This window comes from Staphylococcus sp. GDX8P80P (assembly GCF_017893095.1).
GTDB lineage: Bacteria > Bacillota > Bacilli > Staphylococcales > Staphylococcaceae > Staphylococcus > Staphylococcus borealis.
Map to the genome: position 1 here is coordinate 1 of NZ_JAESMI010000017.1, position 22,663 is coordinate 22,663.

The window sequence follows — 22,663 nt, forward strand, 5'->3', positions numbered from 1 at the left end:
CCGCATTTCTCTTAGAACCTTAAAAACGAGAGTGGAACAGAATTTTTTAAATTCAATGTCCCACTCTCGCAAGAATGACTAAAACTGAGAAAAGCTTAATTTAAACGCCCTCTCAGTTTAGTTATTTACTGCCTTTTTTGAAAAAAGCAGTTTGTATATTATTATTGTCTCAGACTCAAATTAATCATTGTTATAAAGAGAGATTATTTGATATCTACGATTTTAACGTTAATTTCTCCACCGTTTGGTAAAGGCACACGTACTTCATCTTTTAAACTTTTACCAATTAGTGCTTTAGCCATAGGTGATTCGTTTGAGATTTTGCCATTAAAGGCATCTGCTTCAGCAGAACCAACGATTTGGTAACTTTCTTCTTCATCTCCAGGTAATTCAATAAAAGTTACAGTTTTACCAATTTGAACAACATTGTTATCACCTGTATCTTCAATAATTAATGCATATCTAAGCATATGCTCGATACGTTGAATGTCTTGTTCAATGAATCCTTGTTCATCTTTAGCAGCATCATACTCAGAGTTCTCAGAAAGGTCACCAAAAGAACGTGCCACTTTAATTTTTTCTACAACTTCAGGACGTTTAACCGTTTTTAATTCTTCTAATTCTTTTTCTAATTGTTCATAACCCTCTTGAGTCATTGGATATTGTTTTTGATTTTCCATTATGTCATCTTCCTTTTTAAGTTAATATGTTTGAGTCAATTAAAATTGATTGAATACATTTATTTTTAATATACATTGTAACTTACTTATTGTTTACTAACCAATGTTTGAATTTTTGTTGTCATAATATCTATTGCTACTTTATTACTTCCGCCTTCTGGAATAATAATATCAGCATATTTCTTTGTTGGTTCAATGAATTGATTGTGCATTGGTTTAACAACATTTAAATATTGGTTAATGACCGATTCCATTGATCGACCACGCTCTTTAGTATCACGTACTAGTCGTCTTAGAATTCTTAAGTCTGCATCAGTATCAACGTATATTTTGACATCCATCATATCACGAAGTGTTTTATTTTCTAAAGCAAATATACCTTCTACGATAATAACATCTTTAGGTTCAAATGCAATGGTTTCATTACTTCGTGTATGATTTGTGTAATCGTATGTTGGAACTTCAACTGCATGACCATTACGTAAATCCTTTAAGTTTTCAATTAGCAAATCATTGTCAAAGGCAAAGGGATGGTCATAATTTGTTTCAAGACGCTCTTCAAAAGTTAAATGTGATTGGTCTTTATAATAATAATCTTGAGCAAGAAGTGCAACACTATGTCCTTCTAAATTTTTCATGATTTCATTAGTAACTGTTGTCTTACCAGATCCAGAGCCACCGGCAATGCCAATAATTGTTGTGTTTGCCATTATCTAATTTCCTTTCTCATCATGTTCTTAGGGTAAATTGGATGATCTACCTTAATTTGTACAATTTGAAGTGGATGACGTGCAGCATCTAATTGATTGCCTTCCTCATCGTATATGGCATCAATCACTTGTCTAAAGCTTTCAATTTCAGGTCCAAAAAATTCAATTTCTTGACCAGGTTTAAAGTGATTTCTTTGTTGAATAGTAGCAATATGCGTTGCCTCATCATAATCTAATACTAATCCACAAAAATCATAAGGTGATTTTTTATTTTGCTGAACACCAAACATTTGCTCTTCATAACCTGGTGTACCTTCAAAGAAAGCTGGCGCTGTATCTCTATTAGCACATTTATCTAATTCGATTAACCATTCAGGATTTATTTTAAAGTGCTCTGGATCTTCAGCATAGGCATCAATTACTTTTCGATAAACTGAAACCACAGTAGCAATATAATGTATCGACTTCATACGACCTTCTATTTTAAGGGAGTCAATGCCAATATCCATCATTTGCGGTATTGATTCGATTAATTTTAAATCTTTAGGACTCATAGCGAATGGGATAATGTCGCCCTCTTGATAATAAAGATCTAAATCACCATCATTATCAACCTCTAACAAATCATAATCCCAACGACAACTTTGACAACATCCTCCTCTATTAGAGTCTCTCGCTGTCATGTGATTACTAAGTGTACAACGACCTGAATAGGCAATACACATAGCACCATGGATGAAAGCCTCAATTTCAATATCTACGTTCTCTTTCATTTCCTTCATTTCCATAGCGCCTGTTTCACGTGCTAATACCACTCGGTCTAATCCTTCTTCTTTCCAGAATTCTACAGCTTTAGTATTAGATAATGATTGTTGTGTTGATAAGTGTATTTCTAATTTTGGTGCAACTTGCTTACAAGTTTCTATGATTAAAGGGTCTGCTACAATAATACCTGTAGCTCCAGTTTTTTCTAATTCAATTAGATACGATTCCAACCCATCAATATTTTCATCATGTGCAATAATGTTAGTAGTCACGTAAATTTTAGCATTATATTGATTTGCAAATTCAACGCCCTCTTTAATTTCAGCCATTGTAAAATTATCAGCGTTAGAACGTAGACCATATTCTTGACCACCTAAAAATACGGCATCTGCACCATAATGAACAGCAATTTTTAATTTCTCTAAATTACCAGCAGGCGCTAATAATTCAGGTTTTTTGATTTTACTTTTTGCTTGAGATTGAACGTCAGTTAAAGTTTTCAAGTTTAGCGCCTCCTTTTAGTATACGGTTTGTTTATACAAGAATCCTTCGTCAAATGGACGATGTTCTGGTTGAATGTCTTCAATTGGGTCTACTAGCATAAATTTTTCGTCTTCATATGCTTCAGGATCTTCATTGTATAAATCAATCGCTTCTCTGTATTGAGCTGTAACAACGTTGATATATTCTTCACTCTGTAATATACCGTCAATTTTAAATGAATCAATACCAGCTTCAAACAATGGTTCAAGCTCTTCGATTAAACAAATGTCATTCGGAGACATGATATGTGTGCCATTAAAATCCTCAAATACAGGATATTTATTATCACGTTCTTCGTCATAGAGTAATAGTTCACGTTCATCATTTTCACGTTTAATCTTCATTTGTCTATCTTGAAATGTATAATAGTTTCCAAGTAACATCCGTTTAGATTGGAACATACATGTCATCCCATGGACTTGAACTTCAATTTCGACATTTGCATTCTCTTTAATATTTATAATTTCATCTAAGTTTAATTCTCTGGCAAGAAGTGCACGTTTCGCACCGCGTTTACCCCAATAGTTACATTGGAAATAGTTGGTAACAATTGTTTCGGCATCCCAATTTAAAGGTATGGGATTTTGTTGATTTTTTACGTACATAACAACTGCAGGATCCCCAAAGATAATACGATCCACATTGATTTCGTGTAAGAAATTAATGTAGTCTTCCAATGCGTTTAAATGATAGTTGTGAAAAATACCATTTACAGCGACATAGATTTTTTTATCATGTTCATGTGCTAATTTAATTGCTTTTTTTATATCTTCTCGATTAAATTCTCCCGGTAATCGTAACCCAAATGTTTGCTCACCAATGACAAAGGCATCCGCGCCAATATCGATTAGTGTTTCTAAATGTGTTAAAGATTTAGGAGTAACGAGTAATTCCGTCATAATTATTCTCCTTTAATTGAAATAGCTAACCCATCATCCATATTGATAAAATTTGTACTGTAATTTTTTTGATTCATTAACCATTCATTAAATTTTTGGACTTTTTTCACCATTTGCTTAACATTTCTGGAACGAACAATATCTATGTTCGATACAAAACCGTGATATAAAACATTATCTGTAATCACTAGTCCGCCTTTTTTTAATAATGGTGTGTAGTATTCAAAAAATTTCTTAGATTGCGCTTTAGCTGCATCAATAAAGATAATATCATATACTTTGTCATCGACTTGACTATATTGCTCTAAGGCATTGCCTTCTATTAATCGTATTTGTGATGAATAACCATAAGTTTCAAAATTTGTTTTAGCTTGCGTAATCATTTTCTCATCACGTTCTATTGTTGTAATTTGAATGTCATCTGATACCGATGCAAAATGCATTGAACTATAACCTATCGCAGTACCAATTTCCAATATATTTTTTGCACCATGGATTCGAATTAATTGTTTGATCATTTCTAGAGATAATCTGTCTACAATTGGTACAGCATTCTCTTCTGCATAGCTTCTTAATGATTCAATCTGATTATCTGTTTTAGATTGTATCTCCAATAAATATTGCTGATTAGCTTCCATTTACTTACTTCCTTTTTTAAGACAAAATGACATTAAAAAATAAACCAGTCTCTATTAAATTAAGTTTTAATCACCGATGACTTATAAATAACCTAAATCAAATGACGTCAACTCATGTGTATAATTGTATGACTGATTTAAATATTTATTAAAATACTTGTCTAGTTATAAGAATTTAACTTTAAATATTTTATCACATATTTGATTGTAAATTAAGGTGTAACAAGTAAAAAAACATGATTTTGTCAATCAAAAAGGAGCAGAAAAGAATTCGCTTTGAATTCTTTATCCACTCCCACTACAACATTATTGAGTTAACTCAGCTAAACATATGAACTAAGATCGTTCAATTCATAATTACGAATTGACTATTTAACTTCCATTCATCTATAAATGTGATGAATGAATGCATCATTTACTCTTCCATATTTGTATTTACTACTTCTTCAATCATGTCCCATTCTTCATCCGTTTCGATAGGTACTAATTTACCACCATCGCCTGATTCATCAGGTTCATTTATCATTGGAATAAGTTCAATCATATCATCGTCGTCTGATTGTGCGCCCTCTTCTGCTAAGATAACATATTCCTTTTTGAATTCTGGATGGTAAAATTCTAACATTTTGCGATATAAAACTTCATTACCATTTTCATCAAATAAAGTTAATAATTCTTCTTCATTGCTAATATCTAATTCTACGTCATGGTTATGGTCATGATTATGTTCAGTCATCTTTATATCTCCTTTATTGGATTGAGTCTAAATAGCCTTGCAATATAAATACTGCTGCCATTTTATCAATTACTTTTTTTCTTTTTTGTCTTGAAACATCTGCTTCAAGTAATGAACGCTCTGCTGCCATAGTACTTAATCGTTCATCCCACATTATAATCTCTATATCAGGTAAGCTTTCTTGAAGTAACTCCTTATATTTTAACGAAGCTTCTCCACGAAAGCCAATAGAATTATTCATATTCTTTGGTAAACCAATCACTACAGAACCAACATGATGTTCTTTAATGATAGCTACCAATTGATCTATACCGAAATCTTCTTGTTCCTCGTTAATTCTTAGAGTGTCCAATCCTTGGGCAGTCCAACCCATTAAATCGCTAATAGCAATGCCAACTGTTTTACTACCTACATCTAAACCTAAAATTTTATGCGTTAACATGGACTATTTCTTGTTCTCTTTTAAGTAATTTGAAACGAGTTCTTCCATAATAACGTCACGATCAATGTGTCGAATTTGATTTCGAGCATCATTTTGACGAGGTATATAGGCTGGATCTCCAGAGAGTAAATACCCAACGATTTGATTGACAGCATTGTAACCACGTTCTTCTAATGTTCGGTGTACATTATTTAACACAGTTTCGACATTATCTTTAGGAATTTCTTCATAGTCAAACTTCATAGTTTTATCAATATTATCCATAGGTGCGACACTCCTCTATAACGGTTTATCTTACATACACCAATTTTACACTAGTTGATTACAAAGTTATAGTTTTTTAATGTAATCTTTAATAAAGCGTAATGCTTCTGAGATATTTTCAGGTTGCGTACCGCCACCTTGAGCCATATCAGGGCGACCGCCACCTTTACCACCAACGATAGGTGCCATGTTTTTAATAATATCCCCAGCTTTGATGCTGTCAGTTTGTTCTTTAGGTACAGTTGCGATTAATGACACTTTATTTCCTAAATTACTTGCTAAGATAATGATAGCATCTTGTTGTTTAGATTTAAAATCATCCATTGTTTGTCTGATTTCTTTAGCATTTGATACCTCGACTTCTGTAGCTAATACTTTAAATCCATTTATATCTTCAATTTGTTCCTCAATATTACCCATCTTAAGTGATGTAATTTCTTTGTTGCGTTGCTCTAATTGTTTATGAAGTTGTTTTTCTTCTTCTTGTAACTGCACAATTTTATCAAAAACTTGATTGTCAGATTTTACTTTAACTTGATCTTTAACAGCATTAAATTTCGTTTGAATATTCTCTAAATAAAGGAATGCTGACTTACCAGTCAATGCTTCAATACGTCTAACACCCGCACCTGTTCCTGACTCGCTAACAATTTTGAAAAGACCAATTTCAGCAGTGTTACTTACGTGAATACCACCACATAGTTCTATTGAAAATGGCGCCATATTTACAACGCGTACAATATCACCGTATTTTTCACCGAATAAAGCCATAGCACCCATTTGTTTAGCTTCATCAATTGGCATTTCTTGAATATTAACTGAAATACCTCTCCAAATTTCTTCGTTAACACGTCTCTCAACACGATCTATTTCTTCTTGACTCATAGGACCAAAATGTGAGAAGTCAAAGCGTAAACGTTCACTTTCGACTAAAGAACCAGCTTGATTAACATGTTCTCCTAGTACCTCTTTTAAAGCAGCGTGAAGTAAGTGAGTGGCACTGTGATTTTTTTGAATATCTTTTCTTTCATCTCTATTTACACTTGCATCTACATTACTATTAATAGTAACTTGGCCGAATTGGACTACACCTTGATGTAAATTTTGACCATTAGGTGCTTTAGTTACTTCGGTAACTTCTATTTCAAAGTTTTCATTGCCTACGGTTCCTTTATCAGCTACTTGTCCACCACTAACTGCATAAAATGGTGTTTCTTCCAAAATGAAGTAAACTGTTTCTCCAGGCTCAGCACTTTCAACTGATTCACCATTATAAATTAAATCTGTTAATGTTGTTTGATAATCTGTCGTTTCATAGCCAACGAATTTACTATTTGTAGTAATATTTTTGAGCACTTCACTTTGAATTTGCATTGATTGTGAACTTTGACGTGCTTCTCGAGCTCGTGTACGTTGTTGTTCCATTTCTACTTCAAATGTAGCCATATCTACAGAAATGCCTTCTTGACTAGCTAATTCTTCAGTTAATTCAATTGGGAAACCATACGTATCATATAATTTAAACGCATCTGATCCGTTAATTTCGTTTGTTGAATCTTTGGCTTTAGCTAGTAAATTATTTAAAATTGCTAAACCTTCTTGAAGTGTTTCGTGGAAACGTTCTTCTTCAGATTTAATTACACGTTTAATAAAATCTGCTTTTTCTTTAACATTAGGGTAATAAGGTTCCATAATGTCTGCAACAATATCAACCAATTTATACATAAACGGTTCATTAATGTCTAATGTTTGACTGAATCGAACCGCTCTACGTAGAAGTCGACGTAATACATAGCCTCTTCCTTCGTTTGCAGGTAATGCGCCATCAGCTATTGCAAATGCAATCGTACGAATATGGTCTGCGATGACTTTAAATGCTATATCATGCTCACTATTTTCTAAATACGTTTTGCCAGCGACATTTTCAACTTCATTAATAATTGGCATGAATAAGTCTGTTTCGTAATTAGTACGTACATTTTGAGACACTGATGCCATACGTTCAAGACCCATACCAGTATCAATGTTTTTATTTGGAAGTGGTGTATACGTATTGTCTTTATTATGATTAAATTCACTAAAGACTAAATTCCATACTTCTAAAAATCTTTCATTTTCTCCACCTGGATACATTTCTTCGGCTGGATCATCTTGTCCATATTCGTCTCCACGGTCATAGAAAATTTCAGTATTTGGACCAGAAGGACCTTCACCAATATCCCAGAAGTTACCCTCAATTCTGATAATGCGACTTTCTTCTAAGCCAATTTCTTCATTCCAAATACGATAAGCTTCTGTATCTTCTGGATGAATAGTGACATATAATTTTTCTGGTTCCATTCCCATCCATTTTTCACTTGTTAAAAACTCCCATGCAAAATGAATAGCTTCTTTTTTGAAATAATCGCCGATTGAAAAGTTACCTAGCATTTCAAAGAATGTATGATGTCTTGCAGTAAATCCAACATTTTCGATATCGTTGGTTCTGATTGCTTTTTGAGAATTAACAATTCTAGGCTTTCTAGGTGTTTCTCTGCCATCAAAATATTTTTTTAACGTTGCTACACCAGAATTAATCCATAATAATGAATCATCATCTATCGGTACTAATGGTGCTGAAGGTTCAACCATATGTCCTTTTTCAACAAAGAAATCAATATATTTTTGACGAATTTCACTAGCCTTTAAATTTTTCATTATTTACACTCCTATTTCACCAATTTATTAAGAAAATAAAACAAAAAACGTTCATCCTCAAAAAAGGGACGAACGTTCTCGCGGTACCACCCTAGTTATAAATGGTCTACCCTTAACCGATAAAATATCGTTAGGCAGAAGACAATTATCACTCAAATTCAATATGAAAATAACATGAAGTAGCGTTCAACAATATACATTGCACTTTACACCAACCAGTACATCTCTATATAAGTATGTATTGTCTACTTATCTTCATGCGAACTTAAGATTATTTTAAGTATTTTCAAGCTAAATGTCAACGCTCAGCAAAATCGTATGGGGATACATCACCCATATTGATCATTGGATTAATTTGATATATTGTAGATTCGCTTAAAATAATTTCTTTTTCCTCTACTTCTAAATTCAACTTTTCATCTGTATCTATTGATGAATTATCATTATTTTGATGACGGTTAGCATTATTATTATCAATTTCAAAATAGCTTAAAATTAATTGGCAAAGTTGCGTCTGACGTATTTGACCTTGGGTGTTTAGACCTATATCAAATGCCTTAGGATCACCGAGTAAAACAAGTGATTGTTTTGCCCTAGTGAGTCCTGTATACAAAATAGGTCTTTGCAACATTCTAAAATACTGCTTCACAATTGGCATGATGACTATCGGAAATTCAGAACCCTGTGATTTATGAATAGATGTACAATAAGCATGTGTTAATTCAAGTAAATCCTGTCTTGTGAAGGTGATTTCATTCCCCTCAAAGTCTACTACAAGCACATCTTTGTTAAGTGCATTTTCTTTTGCCCAAAAGATTCCAACTATAACACCAATATCACCATTAAATATATTATCGTTAGGTCGATTGACTAATTGTAATACTTTATCCCCTTTACGAAATTTGATATCACCGAACTCTATTTCGCGCGTATCATCTTCCTTAGGGTTTAATATATCCTGCAACACTTGATTTAATCGTTTTATACCTGCACTACCTTTATACATCGGTGCTAACACCTGAATATCACTCATGTCATACCCTTTATTTACAGCACTTGATACTACTTTCTCAACAACTGAAGGTATTTGTTCTACGCCACAATTAATAAAACTTCTATCATGATAACGTTGTGAAATATCGATAGGTTCCCCATGCTTCATTCGGTGTGCTAAATCAATGATACTAGAGCCATCTTGTTGACGGTAAACTTCAGTTAAATTTACACGTGGAATTGCTTTAGAATCGATTAGATCTTTAAATACTTGCCCTGGTCCAACTGATGGCAATTGATCTTCGTCACCAACAAATACCACCTGTGCATCTAATGGCACTGCACTTAGAAACTGATGAAATAACCAAGTATCCACCATCGACATTTCGTCAATAATGATAAGTTTAGCTTTTATTTCATTATCTAATATATCTTCAGGTTGAGTATCCTGATTCCACCCAATTAAGCGATGTATTGTCATCGCTTCAAGTCCTGTTGACTCTTGTAAACGCTTAGATGCACGACCAGTTGGTGCAGCTAAAACGACTGGATAATCATCATCTTGATAATCAGAATAATTTAACGATAGGCCATGTATTTCAGCATATAATTCAACAATTCCTTTGATTACCGTTGTCTTTCCTGTGCCAGGGCCTCCTGTCAACAGCATAATTTTAGAATTAATAGCAGTTTGCAAAGCTTCTTTTTGAGATGGTGCATAATTGACATTATTGCTATCTTCTATTTCCCCTATATGCAATTGTAAATCAGATTGTTCTATTTCTTTTAACTTGTTCTTGTAGGTTTGAATGCGATATAAATTTTGAACACTTTTCAATTCAGAATAATATAAACTAGGAATAGCAACACGATGATTATCGAGAATTAATTTGCTTTCTTCTGATAAATTTTGTAGAACATCTTCTAATTGTTGTTGCTCTATGGCCTCACCTTGCTGTTTGTTACTTAGAATTTGTTGCGTTACGTCGATGATATAGTCATTTGATAAATACGTGTGACCTTGCTTAATGCATTCTTCTTCAAGTGTATATAACAATCCAGCTTTTAATCTTTCTTGATCATTAAAGGCAATCCCATTATTTCGCGCTAAAATATCAGCCTTTTGAAAACCAATTCCTTTAACATCATATACGAGTTGATATGGATTATTCTCAAGTACTTGAAGGGTGTCAGATTGATAAAATTGATAAATCGCCATTGATAATTTAGGTCCAAAGCCTAAATCATGTAGTCGAATCATAATTTTTTCTGACTCTTGATTGGCATTGATTTGATCAGCAATCTGCTTTTGTTTCTTTTTAGGTAAATTGGAAACTTTTTCTAAAACAGATGCATCAGACATAATATCATTGATCGCATTTTCACCAAGCGTGTTCACTATATTTTGAGCAGTCTTTTTTCCTATACCTTTAAACAAATCACTCGATAGATATGTAATGATTGCATCTTTAGTTTGTGGTACTTCTTTCTCAAACGTATCAGCCTTCAGTTGCTTACCGTAACGTGGATGCTCTACAACTTGACCTTTAAAAGTGTATACGTCTCCTTCAACAATATTTGGAAAGAACCCTACAACTGTTGGTAAATTACCAAATGATTCATTTGTTTCAATTGTATCCACTTTAATCACTGTATAAAAATTATCATTATTCTGAAATAAAATAGCATCTACAGTACCTTTAATCATTGAATAATCAAATAGTGTAGGGTCTGACATATTACTCCTCCTCGTTCTTTATTGCTTCAAAGGTCTTCTTAGCATGTTGGCTTAATAGGTGTTCTGGATCAATAGATATAGCCTTATCAAAATATGATATGGCTAATTCAACATCTTCTGTATGCATATATATAGCTAAACCAAGATTATATAGTGCATCTACATGTTGTGAGTCTATTGATAGCACTAACTTTAATTGTTGAATAGCTTGTTCAAACATTTCTAAATGACATAATGCTAACCCATATTGAAATTGAACTTCAGCATCACGATTAGGTTCTAATTCTGCTGCAGTCATAAAGAAAGGTAACGATTCTTTTGGTGCATCTAATTGATTAAATGACATCCCAATCATGTAATTCGTATCTATTTTATCCATATCGTATTTAGATGCCAATTGATATAGCTTAATGGCATCGCGGTATTTACCTTGATCATAGTATAGATTAGCTAAATTATAATATACAGGTCCATTTTTATCATCAATTGTAAGCGCTCTTTGGAAAAATCTTTCAGCCTTTTCCACTTCATTAACGTCAGCGAGTACGATTCCTGCATTTATATAATTTTCAATTGTATTCGGTTCTTCTTCTATGTTTTCGAATAATGCTTTTAATGCATCTTCAAGTTGACCGTCCTGAATCCATTTATAAATTGCCTCTTGTTTTGTTATCATATTTTCACCCAATTCTTTAGTCATCGTTTGTATTGATTTAAACGTAAAAATAAAGATGGAGTAGTATGTGAAATCTTAGACGATTTCATTACACTCCACCCTCTGTTTTTTTAATTAAACAACATAACTCAATTGACCTGTTGTTTTAAATACATCATCGATTGTTGCGCCACCTAAACAAACTTCCTCATCGTAAAATACAACCGCTTGTCCTGGCGTTATCGCACGTACTGGTTCATCAAATGTTACACGTAAGGCATCCTGACTTTCACGTTTAACAAACACTTTGGTATCTTTTTGGCGATATCTAAATTTAGCAGTACATTCAAATCCATTTTCTAAATCAACTGGATTAACGAATGAGAAATCAGATGCAATAAGATAATCACTATAGAGTGCATCATGATGGAAACCTTGTTCAACATATAAAATATTATCTTTTAAATTCTTGCCAACTACAAACCATGGATCACCGTCTCCGCCAATTCCAAGACCATGTCTTTGTCCAATAGTGTAATACATTAATCCACTATGCATACCTTTCTTTTCTCCGTCCAATGTACGCATTTCTCCAGATTGAGCCGGTAAATATTGTGATAGGAATGTTTTAAAATTACGCTCTCCAATAAAACATATGCCTGTTGAGTCTTTCTTCTTAGCGGTTGCTAAATCTTGTTCTTCAGCAATTTTTCGAACTTCTTTTTTCTCAATATCACCAATTGGGAACATCACTTTTGATAATTGTTGTTGTGACAATTGATTTAAGAAATAGGTTTGATCTTTATTATTATCAATACCTCTTAACATTTCCACATGACCATCGTCATGACGACGTATTCTTGCATAATGTCCAGTTGCGACATAATCAGCGCCTAATTTAAGTGCATGCTCTAAAAATGCTTTAAATTTAATTTCTTTATTACACATAACATCAGGATTAGGTGTGCGTCCTTTTTTATATTCATCTAGGAAATAAGTGAAGACTTTATCCCAATATTCCTGTTCAAAATTAACCGCATAATATGGGATGCCAATTTGATTACATACTGCGATGACATCATTATAATCTTCAGTTGCTGTACAAACACCATTCTCATCAGTGTCGTCCCAGTTTTTCATAAATATTCCAATAACATCATACCCTTGTTCTTTTAAAACATGGGCAGTGACTGAACTATCAACTCCACCAGACATACCAACAACTACACGTATATCTTTGTTTGACACATTTATTCCTCCTTAAATTTATGATATATTTTATGAATTTCAGCAACGATATATTTAATTTCTTGCTCCGTTGTTAATTCGTTAAAACTAAATCTTACAGAGTGTTTCGCACGCTCTTCATCTTCATACATTGCTGCTAGAACATGTGAAGGTGTAGTTGAGCCAGCTGTACAAGCTGAACCCGACGATACATAAATATTTGCTAAATCCAGAAGTGTTAACATCGTTTCCACATCTATAAATGGGAAATACAAATTGAGTATATGACCAGTTGTGTCTACCATTGAACCATTGACCTCAAACGGTATTGCTCGTTCTTGCAAACTAACTAGAAATAATTCCTTTAACTGCATTAAATGTAAATTATTTTGATCTCTATTATCATTTGCTAGTGCTAACGCTTTAGTTAAGCCTACAATTTGTGCCACATTTTCTGTACCGGCACGTCTTTTAGTTTCTTGTTCCCCACCTAACTGTGAATACACAATTGGTGTTTGGTCTCTAACTAATAGTACACCCACGCCTTTTGGACCACCAAATTTATGCGCCGTTAAACTCAAAGTATCCATTTTAAAATCTTCAAAGCTGACATCTAAATGTCCAATTGCTTGAACAGCGTCAACATGCAACAAAGCATTCGATTCGCTAACGATATCTTCAATATCATACATTGGTTCTACAGTTCCAACTTCATTATTAACAAACATTATCGAAACTAAGATTGTATCACTCGTTAAAGCTTCTTTAAGTTGATCTAAATCCACTGTACCTGTATCATCGACATCTAGATAAGTCACATCAAAGCCTTCTTTTTCTAATTGTTCAAAGACGTGTAGAACTGAATGATGCTCGATTTTAGTAGTGATAATGTGATTTCCAAGATGCTGATTGGCATAGACTAACCCTTTGATAGCGGTATTATTTGATTCAGTAGCGCCACTTGTAAATATAACTTCACTTGGCTTTGCATTTAGTAAGTTAGCAACTGTTCTTCTTGATTCATCTAAATAACGACGTGCGTCTCTTCCAATTGAATGAATAGATGATGGATTTCCGAAATGTGACTTGTAAATTGCCATCATTTCTTCTACAACCTCTGGTTTGACCGGTGTAGTTGCAGCATAATCTGCATATACTTCCATTATTAAGTACACTCCTCACAATATTATCAATGTTCCTATAATAGCACCTGTAAACAATTTTTTCTATATAGTTGTTTATAAACATATAACGTTCTATTAATTTTCATTTTAACATTCAATTAGAAACAAATTTAACCCATTCAATAATAAATTTGTAAAAATGGAATTAATAATACGAATAGACGCAACATTTTTATCTATTCACGTTATAAATATATAAAGTAAGATGGGAGTGGGACAGAATTCTTTTAAATTCGTCGTAACCCCAACTTGCTTAGCTTGTAGAATTTCTTAGTGAAATTCTCTTTGTTGGGGCCCCGACTCCCAGCTTGCTTTGCTTGTAGAATTTCTTAGTGAAATTCTCTTTGCTGGGGCCCCGACTCCCAGCTTGCTTTGCTTGTAGAATTTCTTAGTGAAATTCTCTTTGTTGGGGCCCCGCTCGCAAGGATGACTAGAACCGAGAAAAGTTTGATTAAAGCGCCTTCTCAGTTCAGTCAGCTACTGCGAATTTGCAAAATAGCTTCTTTATATTATTTTTGTCCCAGCCTCTGTATTGTGATTAACGAAAGTTAACTTAATTTTACAATTTTTTGCAACTTTGAGCATTTCAATATCACTCTATCATTGCTCTTGTTAAACTTAAGCATACTAAATATATTTGAGGAGATGAAATTTGTGGGTAATATTAAGGTATCTGCATTAAATTTAGTTCCAATTAGAGAAGGTCAAAGTGATAAAGAGGCCATTGAGGACATGGTTAGTTTAGCTCAAGAACTAGATTCACTTAATTATGAACGTTATTGGATTGCAGAACATCATAATGCACCTAATTTAGTAAGTTCTGCTACTTCTCTATTAATTCAACATGCACTTGAACACACACACCGTATCAAAGTTGGATCTGGAGGTATCATGTTGCCAAACCATGCGCCATTGATTGTTGCTGAACAATTTGGAACAATGGAGACACTCTTTCCAAATAGAGTTGATCTAGGTTTAGGAAGAGCACCAGGTACAGATATGATGACTGCAAGTGCGTTACGACGTGATCAACATAATGGTGTTTACGAATTCCCTGAAGAAGTTGAACAATTACAAACTTATTTCGGACCTGGTAACAAACAAGCTTATGTAAGAGCGTATCCGGCAGTAGGTAAAAATGTACCATTATATATTTTGGGTTCTTCTACAGATTCAGCGCATTTAGCTGCACGTAAAGGATTACCTTATGTTTTTGCAGGTCATTTTGCACCTCAACAAATGAAAGAAGCTATGCAAATTTACAAAGAGTTGTTCGAACCTTCAGATGTGTTAGATCAACCATATATGATTGTATGTTTAAATGCGATTGTAGCCGAAACCGATGAAGAAGCCGAATACTTAGCAAGTACTTTAGCACAAGTATTTATTGGCATAGCGCGTGGTAGAATGCAGCCAGTACAACCACCGACAAATGATTTACAAGCGCTTTTAACACCTAGAGAATATGAAATGGCTCAACAAAGATTCAACGATTCGTTAATAGGTTCTGAAGAAACCGTAAAAGAAAAATTAGAATCATTTATTGAGGAATATGGAGATATTGATGAATTAATGGGCATTAGTTATATTTATGATCAAGATAAACAATTTGGATCGTTTAAACGTTTACACAATGTAATCGAAAAATTAAACCAATAGTTGGTATATAAAGTAACGTAAGGTGATTTAAATCATTATGAGCATATAGAATGTAATTTGAGAGTGGGACAATAATCAATTTGGATTCATTGCCCCTCTTTATATGTTTTTAGGTATCCCCTAATAATTGATTAAAGCGTGGTATTGAAAAATAATTAAAACACATCGTTATGTAAATCCTTATCAAAAAGTATGCAAAAAATGTAATAGCATATATAAATAAGCCAGTAAAAGCACATCACAATGTCGCTTTTACTGGCTATATTTTTAGGAATGTTATCCTATACTTGCAAAATTTAATTATTTATCTTCTTTTTTATCATCGTTGCCTTTTTCAGTATATTCATTGATTTTATCTTTGGCTTTATTAACTTGTTCGTTATCGCTATTTTTAAATTTTTCTGCTGCATCTTTCGCTTTATCCATGAATCCCATAATGAAATTCTCCTTTCAAATTTAAGAATAATTATCGATCAAGTATTGCGTGCATTCTGAGATACAAAAAATCAATGTATCTATACTGTTGTATTATCTGTTTACCACTTACAACTTATTATAAACATTTATTTAAAATTAAATATAAAACATGTAACCATCAAGTTTATCATCAGTTTCAACATAATCTGCTAAATATTTTAAAGTGGTATTATCTAATACTTCTCTAACTGCATCTCTCATACGTAACCATAACTGTTTTTGTGCAGGTGGTTCTGATTCAATACTTTCTACTATTGTAATAGGGCCTTCTAATAAGCGAATAATATCGCCTGCTTTAATTTCGTCAGCTGGCACTCTTAGTTGATAACCACCTTTAGCACCACGAACACTTCGAATTAAACCAGCATTTCTTAAAGGGCCAACTAATTGTTCGAGATATAAATCACTCAAACTATTCTCTTCAGCAATTGACTTTAAAGATACGCATCCTTGCCCTTCTCTTTTAGCAAGGGAAATCATTAAAGTTAAGCCATATCTCCCTTTCGTTGATATCTTCATAACATAACCTCACTTAATTCGAATAATATATAATACCATTCTAGCATTTTTTCAGTTAAGATAGTAATAGAAAGGTGTGAAAATCGTGACTACTGAACCTTTAGCCTCAAGAATGAGACCTACTAATATCGATGAGATAATCTCTCAACAACATCTAGTGGGACCTAGAGGCATCATTAGACGTATGGTTGAAACTAAGAGATTATCTTCAATGATATTTTACGGACCACCAGGAATTGGTAAAACAAGTATCGCGAAAGCAATTTCTGGTAGTACTGAATATAAATTTAGACAATTAAATGCGGTTACTAATTCAAAAAAAGATATGCAAATGGTTGTAGAAGAAGCTAAGATGTCTGGACAAGTCATTCTTTTATTAGATGAAATTCACCGATTAGATAAAGCTAAGCAAGATTTTTTATTACCTCATTTAGAGAATGGCAAAATCGTTTTAATTGGAGCGACAACCTCTAACCCTTACCATGCTATTAATCCCGCTATTCGTTCTAGAGCTCAAATATTTGAGTTATACGCTTTAGATCACAATGATGTGCGACTTGCTATTGAGAGAGCACTTAGTGATTCAGAACGTGGATTAGCTGACTATAAACCTGTAGTTGATGAAGATGCATTAGACTATTTTGCTACTCAAAGCCAAGGTGATGTTAGAAGTGCATTGAATGCGCTCGAGCTAGCTGTCTTAAGTTCACCAATAGTTGATGAAAATAGACATATCACACTTGAGGATGCTAAAGATTGTCTTCAAAAAGGTGCTTTTGTTAGTGATAAAGATGGAGATATGCATTATGATGTTATGAGTGCGTTTCAAAAATCGATTAGAGGTAGTGATGTTAATGCCGCGCTTCATTATTTGGCAAGATTAATTGAAGCTGGCGATTTACCAACAATTGTTAGACGCTTATTAGTCATTAGTTACGAAGATGTAGGCTTAGCTTCCCCTAATGCAGGACAACGAACCCTTGCAGCTATTCAATCAGCAGAGCGATTAGGATTTCCAGAAGCGAGAATTCCGCTTAGTCAAGCAGTTATTGAGCTATCGTTATCGCCTAAATCAAATTCAGCTATTACATCAATTGATAATGCACTAAGCGACATCCGCCAAGGAAATATAGGTCAAATACCGAATCATTTACGAGATGGCCATTATACTGGTGCTAAAGCGTTAGGTCGCGCCACTGGTTATAAGTATCCTCACAACTATGAGAATGGTCATGTCGTACAACAGTATTTACCTGATAAACTAAAAGATAAAGTCTATTATCAACCTAAAACAACCTCAAAAAGTGAACAACAATTTAAAACTATATATGATAATTTAAGAAATCAAAAATAACAAAAGACTATGAATTACACGAAGCCAATGCAATGTATTATTGGCATTTCGTTTGATTCATAGTCTTTATATTTATAAGTTACCTTTATCCTTAATACGTCGAACAGGAATGTTTTTTAAAATATCATTTACAACATAACTAGCACAAATTAATCCAACCGTGCTAGGTACAAATGCGTTAGATGACGGTGGCATTTGTCCTTTTCGATTAATAGCGTTAGCATCTCCAACTGTGGCCTTAACATCTTCACGAATTACAATTGGACTTTCATCAGAAAATACAACCGGCACGCCTTTTTTTATCCCTTGACGTTTTAATTTATTTCGAATAATTTTAGCCATAGGATCCATAAATGTTTTCGAAATATCAGCAATTCGGAAACGTGTAGGATCCGTTTTATTAGCTGCACCCATACTTGAAATCACTTTAATATTTCTCTCTAAGCATTCTTTCATTAAATGCACTTTATAAATAATTGTATCACTCGCATCGATAAAGTAATCAATATCATAGTTATTGAACAGTTCTTCATATGTCTCTTCAGTATAAAACATATGTAGTGGTGTCACTTTACAATCAGGATTAATTAATTTAATTCGTTCTTCCATCAATGTGACTTTACTTTGTCCAATGGTTGTTGTAAGTGCATGTATTTGACGATTGACATTAGTAATATCTACATCATCTTTGTCGATTAAAATGATATGACCAATATTAGTTCGTGCTAATGCTTCTGCAGCAAATGAGCCTACACCACCTACACCAAGGACAACTACTGTTTTCTCTTTTAATAAATCTAAACCTTCTTGTCCATATGCTAATTCATTTCTTGAAAATTGATGTTTCATTTTAAACTCCTTTATAAAAACAATACGATAATTTAATATTAACAGAAAAAGACAAATAAAAATACGCAAGACTTAAAAAGCCTTGCGTACCGGTAGAGTCCGTAATTGCCGTAGTTATAAAAAGCTTGATCATTCGGCCTGCTATATACAGGTGGGTGCCCTGTTTCTTGTTTTGCAAGTCCTCCAATTGAGGCGTGTGCGCTGCAAGAAAACCTATTGGGCTCCCTGATCAAAAAGTGTTAGGCCCAAATAAAAAGCAAACATACGAACAATACAGATGACTACCTTATATGAATATATTACCACAGAGACCAAGATAAGGAAATCCTTATTACTTGTGTAGAAATGTATTTTTTGTGAACCTAAAAATTTAAACATTATAAGTTTACATAATATAATTATAGTTGTTATAAATCAATAAACGTATATCTAAAATAATTTAAAATTTAAAAAAGCCACCAAAATCGGTAACGATTTTGATGACTATAATAAACACTATTAAATTTAATGACGAATACGTAATGATAATTCTTCTAATTGCTTGTCAGAAACTTCACCTGGTGCGTCTGTTAGTAAGCATGTTGCAGACGCAGTTTTAGGGAATGCAATTGTGTCACGTAAGTTTGTACGATTCGTTAATAACATAACTAAGCGGTCTAAACCTAAAGCAATACCACCATGTGGCGGTGCACCATATTTAAATGCATCTAATAGGAAACCAAATTGTTCTCTTGCTTGTTCTTTAGTAAATCCTAGTACTTCGAACATTTTTTCTTGTAATTCACCATCAGCAATTCTGATTGAACCGCCACCTAATTCATAACCATTTAAGACAATATCATATGCATTCGCTTGTGCATTTTCAGGCTCTGAATCCAATTTGCTAATATCCTCTTGTTTAGGAGATGTAAATGGATGATGCGCTGCAACATAACGTTTAGCATCTTCATCGTATTCTAGTAATGGCCAATCTGTTACCCATAGGAAATTAAGTTTTGTTTCATCAATTAGATTTAGCTCTTTAGCAATTTTAATACGTAAAGCGCCTAAACTTTGAGCTACTACATTAGGCTTATCAGCAACAAACATTACTAAGTCTCCTGGTTCAGCTTGTGTAAGTTCTTTTAATGTTGATACATTCGCATCTTCAAAGAAACGTGCAATAGGACCACTTAATCCTTCCTCAACAACTTTCACCCATGCAAGCCCTTTTGCACCATAAATATTAACAAATTCTGTTAATGCATCCATATCTTTACGAGTATAGTTATCAGCAGCACCTTTTGCTACTATTGCTTTTACTTCTCCATTATTTTCAACAGTATCTTTAAATACTTTAAAGTCCATTTCTCGACCTAATTGTGATACATCTTTAAGTTCCATGTCAAAACGTGTATCTGGCTTATCTGAGCCATAACGTCTCATTGCTTCTTCGTAAGTCATTCTAGGGAAAGGACCTTGAACATCAATACCTTTAACATCTTTTACAACTTTACGTAACATTTCTTCACCCATCTCGATGATGTCTTCTTGATCAACGAAACTCATTTCAATATCGACTTGAGTGAATTCTGGCTGACGATCAGCACGTAAATCTTCATCTCGGAAACATTTAACTATTTGATAGTATTTATCAAAGCCACTAATCATTAATAATTGTTTAAACAATTGCGGTGATTGTGGTAAAGCATAAAATTCACCTTCATGTACACGAGAAGGTACTAAATAATCTCTCGCACCTTCTGGCGTAGATTTCGTTAAAACAGGCGTTTCGATATCGAAAAAGCCATTATTATCTAAATATTCGCGAATAGAACGTGTTGTTTGATGTCTCATTTTAAATGTTTGTGCTAACTCTGGACGTCTAAGATCTAAATAACGATATTTTAAACGAATATTTTCATCGACATTTTGATTTTCTTCATTGATTGAAAATGGTGGTGTGTCTGATTTATTAATAATTGTAATTTTTGAAACTTGAACTTCTACCTGTCCCGTTTTAATTTTAGGATTTACAGTATCTTCATCTCTTTTAGTTACTGTACCTTCAACTTCAACGACATATTCAGATCTAACTGTCTCAGCAATACTCAATGCTTCCTCAGAGAAATCAGGATTAAATACAATTTGCACAATACCTTCACGGTCACGTAAGTCTACAAAGATTAAACCGCCTAAATCACGACGATTATGAACCCAACCTTTTAAAGTAACTTTTTGATCTAAAAGTTCTTCTGTAACCAAACCACAATATGTTGTTCTTTTACTCATTTATATTCTCCTTTTATAATCATTTATTTTTTGTTTTGAAAATAATTCACTAAATTTGTTAACTTAATTGTTTCAGTTTCACCAGTAGTCATGTCTTTAACATCAATCGTTTCATTCTCGAGTTCTTGATCACCAATGACAACTGTATATTTAGCATTTAAACGATCGGCTTGTTTCATTTGGCCTTTTATTTTACGTTGCAAATAGTCTTTATCGGCTCTTACACCTGCTTTTCTCAATTGATTTAAAAGCTTAACACTATATCTTTCAGCTTCTTCACCCATTGTAACAATAAATAAATCAAACTCATCCTCAACGTTAAGTTCAATGCCTTCTTCTTCAAGTGCTAACAACAATCTTTCGATACTTAATGCGAAACCAATACCTGTTTGACTTGGTCCATCTAATAGTTCAAGTAATCCATTATAACGACCACCGCCACATAAAGTAGTTATAGCACCGTCATAATTAGGATTGTCCATCATTAATTCAAAAGCAGTGTGTGTATAATAATCAAGTCCACGTACAAGATTTGGATCTTCTACATATGAAATACCTAAACGATCCAAATGACTTTTGACCTCATCATAATAAGCTTTTGACTCTTCGTTTAAATAGTCAGTAATTCTCGGCGCATTTTTAACCGCTTCTTTATCTCTATCTATTTTACAATCCAATATTCTCATCGGATTAGTATGCAGTCTTGATTTACAATCATCACAAAACGTATCAATAACTGGTTCGAAATGACGAATAAGTGCTTCATTATATTCTTTACGTGAATCAGCGTCACCAATACTATTGATAACTAATTTTAGATGTTTTAAGCCAAATGATTCATATATATGCATCACCATTGCTAAAACTTCGGCATCCATACTTGGATTTTCAGCACCAATTGCTTCAACACCAAATTGATTAAATTGACGATAACGCCCTTTTTGCTTACGTTCGTATCTAAACATTGGGCCATTATAGTATAATTTGACAGGTTGATTTGGTAACCCTTGCATTTTATTTTCAATATAAGAACGCACAACTGCTGCTGTTCCTTCTGGTCTTAATGTTATACTTCTATCACCTTTATCTTTGAACGTGTACATTTCTTTTTGTACGACATCAGTAGAATCGCCGACGCCACGAGCGAATAAATCTGTACTTTCAAAAATAGGTGTGCGTATTTCTTTATAATTGTATAATTTCATTAATTCGTCTAATTGGTTTTCTATATAGCGCCACTTACTAGACTCTTCAGGTAAGATGTCTTGTGTACCTCTAGGAATTCTAATCACACAATCACTCCTTCATTTTCTTTTTTAAACTCTCTTTAATAAAAAAAGCCCCTTATATAGTATAACTACTA

Annotated in this window: 20 protein-coding genes and 1 other RNA gene; 2 read left to right on the top strand and 19 right to left on the bottom strand. The window is 33.4% G+C overall.

Features of this window, described 5'->3' with window-relative positions:
* Positions 1 to 203 precede the first annotated feature (203 nt).
* The 13 genes from greA to KA858_RS02010 all read right to left on the bottom strand — a co-directional run bounded on the left by greA (position 204) and on the right by KA858_RS02010 (position 14,150).
* Positions 204 to 680, bottom strand: coding sequence for a transcription elongation factor GreA (greA, locus tag KA858_RS01950; protein ID WP_053029550.1), 477 nt, complete (start codon positions 678 to 680; stop codon positions 204 to 206).
* A gap of 86 nt (positions 681 to 766) precedes the next feature.
* Complete coding sequence (gene udk, locus KA858_RS01955) at positions 767 to 1,390, bottom strand: uridine kinase (RefSeq protein WP_011275606.1); 624 nt, start codon at positions 1,388 to 1,390, stop codon at positions 767 to 769.
* Complete coding sequence (locus KA858_RS01960; RefSeq protein ID WP_210134878.1) at positions 1,390 to 2,658, bottom strand: peptidase U32 family protein; 1,269 nt, start codon at positions 2,656 to 2,658, stop codon at positions 1,390 to 1,392. The genes udk and KA858_RS01960 overlap by 1 nt, the downstream gene beginning before the upstream one ends.
* Before the next feature lie 15 nt (positions 2,659 to 2,673).
* A complete protein-coding gene (locus KA858_RS01965) occupies positions 2,674 to 3,597 on the bottom strand; it encodes a peptidase U32 family protein (protein ID WP_210134879.1) in 924 nt (307 codons plus the stop codon).
* Positions 3,598 to 3,599: 2 nt separating this feature from the next.
* Positions 3,600 to 4,235: an O-methyltransferase gene (locus tag KA858_RS01970; protein ID WP_193839265.1), complete on the bottom strand. Its 636-nt coding sequence runs from the start codon at positions 4,233 to 4,235 to the stop codon at positions 3,600 to 3,602.
* Positions 4,236 to 4,650: 415 nt separating this feature from the next.
* Entirely contained in the window at positions 4,651 to 4,971 is a 321-nt protein-coding gene (locus KA858_RS01975) for a DUF1292 domain-containing protein (RefSeq protein WP_053029554.1), read from the bottom strand.
* Positions 4,972 to 4,984: 13 nt separating this feature from the next.
* The gene (ruvX, locus tag KA858_RS01980; protein WP_075108353.1) at positions 4,985 to 5,413 is read right to left on the bottom strand and encodes a Holliday junction resolvase RuvX; all 429 of its coding nucleotides are present in this window, start codon (positions 5,411 to 5,413) and stop codon (positions 4,985 to 4,987) included.
* Positions 5,414 to 5,416: 3 nt separating this feature from the next.
* Complete coding sequence (locus tag KA858_RS01985) at positions 5,417 to 5,677, bottom strand: IreB family regulatory phosphoprotein (protein WP_011275600.1); 261 nt, start codon at positions 5,675 to 5,677, stop codon at positions 5,417 to 5,419.
* A gap of 66 nt (positions 5,678 to 5,743) precedes the next feature.
* Positions 5,744 to 8,374 (bottom strand): alanine--tRNA ligase, encoded by a 2,631-nt coding sequence (gene alaS, locus KA858_RS01990; protein WP_210134880.1) that lies wholly within the window; start codon positions 8,372 to 8,374, stop codon positions 5,744 to 5,746.
* 298 nt (positions 8,375 to 8,672) lie between these two features.
* A complete protein-coding gene (recD2, locus tag KA858_RS01995; RefSeq protein WP_210134881.1) occupies positions 8,673 to 11,105 on the bottom strand; it encodes an SF1B family DNA helicase RecD2 in 2,433 nt (810 codons plus the stop codon).
* Position 11,106: 1 nt separating this feature from the next.
* Positions 11,107 to 11,781, bottom strand: coding sequence for a tetratricopeptide repeat protein (locus KA858_RS02000; RefSeq protein ID WP_245342013.1), 675 nt, complete (start codon positions 11,779 to 11,781; stop codon positions 11,107 to 11,109).
* 114 nt (positions 11,782 to 11,895) lie between these two features.
* The gene (gene mnmA, locus KA858_RS02005) at positions 11,896 to 13,008 is read right to left on the bottom strand and encodes a tRNA 2-thiouridine(34) synthase MnmA (protein WP_053029558.1); all 1,113 of its coding nucleotides are present in this window, start codon (positions 13,006 to 13,008) and stop codon (positions 11,896 to 11,898) included.
* A 2-nt stretch (positions 13,009 to 13,010) separates the two neighbouring features.
* Positions 13,011 to 14,150, bottom strand: coding sequence for a cysteine desulfurase family protein (locus KA858_RS02010; protein WP_053029559.1), 1,140 nt, complete (start codon positions 14,148 to 14,150; stop codon positions 13,011 to 13,013).
* Positions 14,151 to 14,816: 666 nt separating this feature from the next.
* Between KA858_RS02010 and KA858_RS02015 the strand changes: the two genes are divergently transcribed.
* Positions 14,817 to 15,830, top strand: coding sequence for an LLM class flavin-dependent oxidoreductase (locus KA858_RS02015; protein WP_210134882.1), 1,014 nt, complete (start codon positions 14,817 to 14,819; stop codon positions 15,828 to 15,830).
* Between the two features lie 300 nt (positions 15,831 to 16,130).
* Here KA858_RS02015 and KA858_RS12980 read toward each other — a convergent pair whose 3' ends face one another.
* Both KA858_RS12980 and cymR read right to left on the bottom strand, forming a co-directional pair.
* The gene (locus tag KA858_RS12980; RefSeq protein ID WP_254613586.1) at positions 16,131 to 16,265 is read right to left on the bottom strand and encodes an SAS049 family protein; all 135 of its coding nucleotides are present in this window, start codon (positions 16,263 to 16,265) and stop codon (positions 16,131 to 16,133) included.
* Positions 16,266 to 16,403: 138 nt separating this feature from the next.
* Complete coding sequence (gene cymR / locus KA858_RS02020) at positions 16,404 to 16,826, bottom strand: cysteine metabolism transcriptional regulator CymR (RefSeq protein ID WP_033080142.1); 423 nt, start codon at positions 16,824 to 16,826, stop codon at positions 16,404 to 16,406.
* Between the two features lie 85 nt (positions 16,827 to 16,911).
* On the opposite strand from cymR, the gene KA858_RS02025 reads away from it, so the two are divergent.
* A complete protein-coding gene (locus KA858_RS02025; protein ID WP_193839261.1) occupies positions 16,912 to 18,180 on the top strand; it encodes a replication-associated recombination protein A in 1,269 nt (422 codons plus the stop codon).
* Between the two features lie 72 nt (positions 18,181 to 18,252).
* On the opposite strand, the gene KA858_RS02030 is transcribed toward KA858_RS02025, so the two are convergent.
* The 4 genes from KA858_RS02030 to hisS form a co-directional block, all read right to left on the bottom strand.
* Positions 18,253 to 19,029 (bottom strand): tRNA threonylcarbamoyladenosine dehydratase, encoded by a 777-nt coding sequence (locus KA858_RS02030; RefSeq protein ID WP_210134883.1) that lies wholly within the window; start codon positions 19,027 to 19,029, stop codon positions 18,253 to 18,255.
* A gap of 92 nt (positions 19,030 to 19,121) precedes the next feature.
* Positions 19,122 to 19,312: non-coding RNA, 6S RNA (gene ssrS, locus KA858_RS02035), on the bottom strand.
* 221 nt (positions 19,313 to 19,533) lie between these two features.
* Positions 19,534 to 21,300, bottom strand: coding sequence for an aspartate--tRNA ligase (aspS, locus tag KA858_RS02040; protein ID WP_053029563.1), 1,767 nt, complete (start codon positions 21,298 to 21,300; stop codon positions 19,534 to 19,536).
* A gap of 23 nt (positions 21,301 to 21,323) precedes the next feature.
* The gene (gene hisS, locus KA858_RS02045; protein WP_210134884.1) at positions 21,324 to 22,592 is read right to left on the bottom strand and encodes a histidine--tRNA ligase; all 1,269 of its coding nucleotides are present in this window, start codon (positions 22,590 to 22,592) and stop codon (positions 21,324 to 21,326) included.
* Between the last annotated feature and the right edge of the window lie 71 nt (positions 22,593 to 22,663).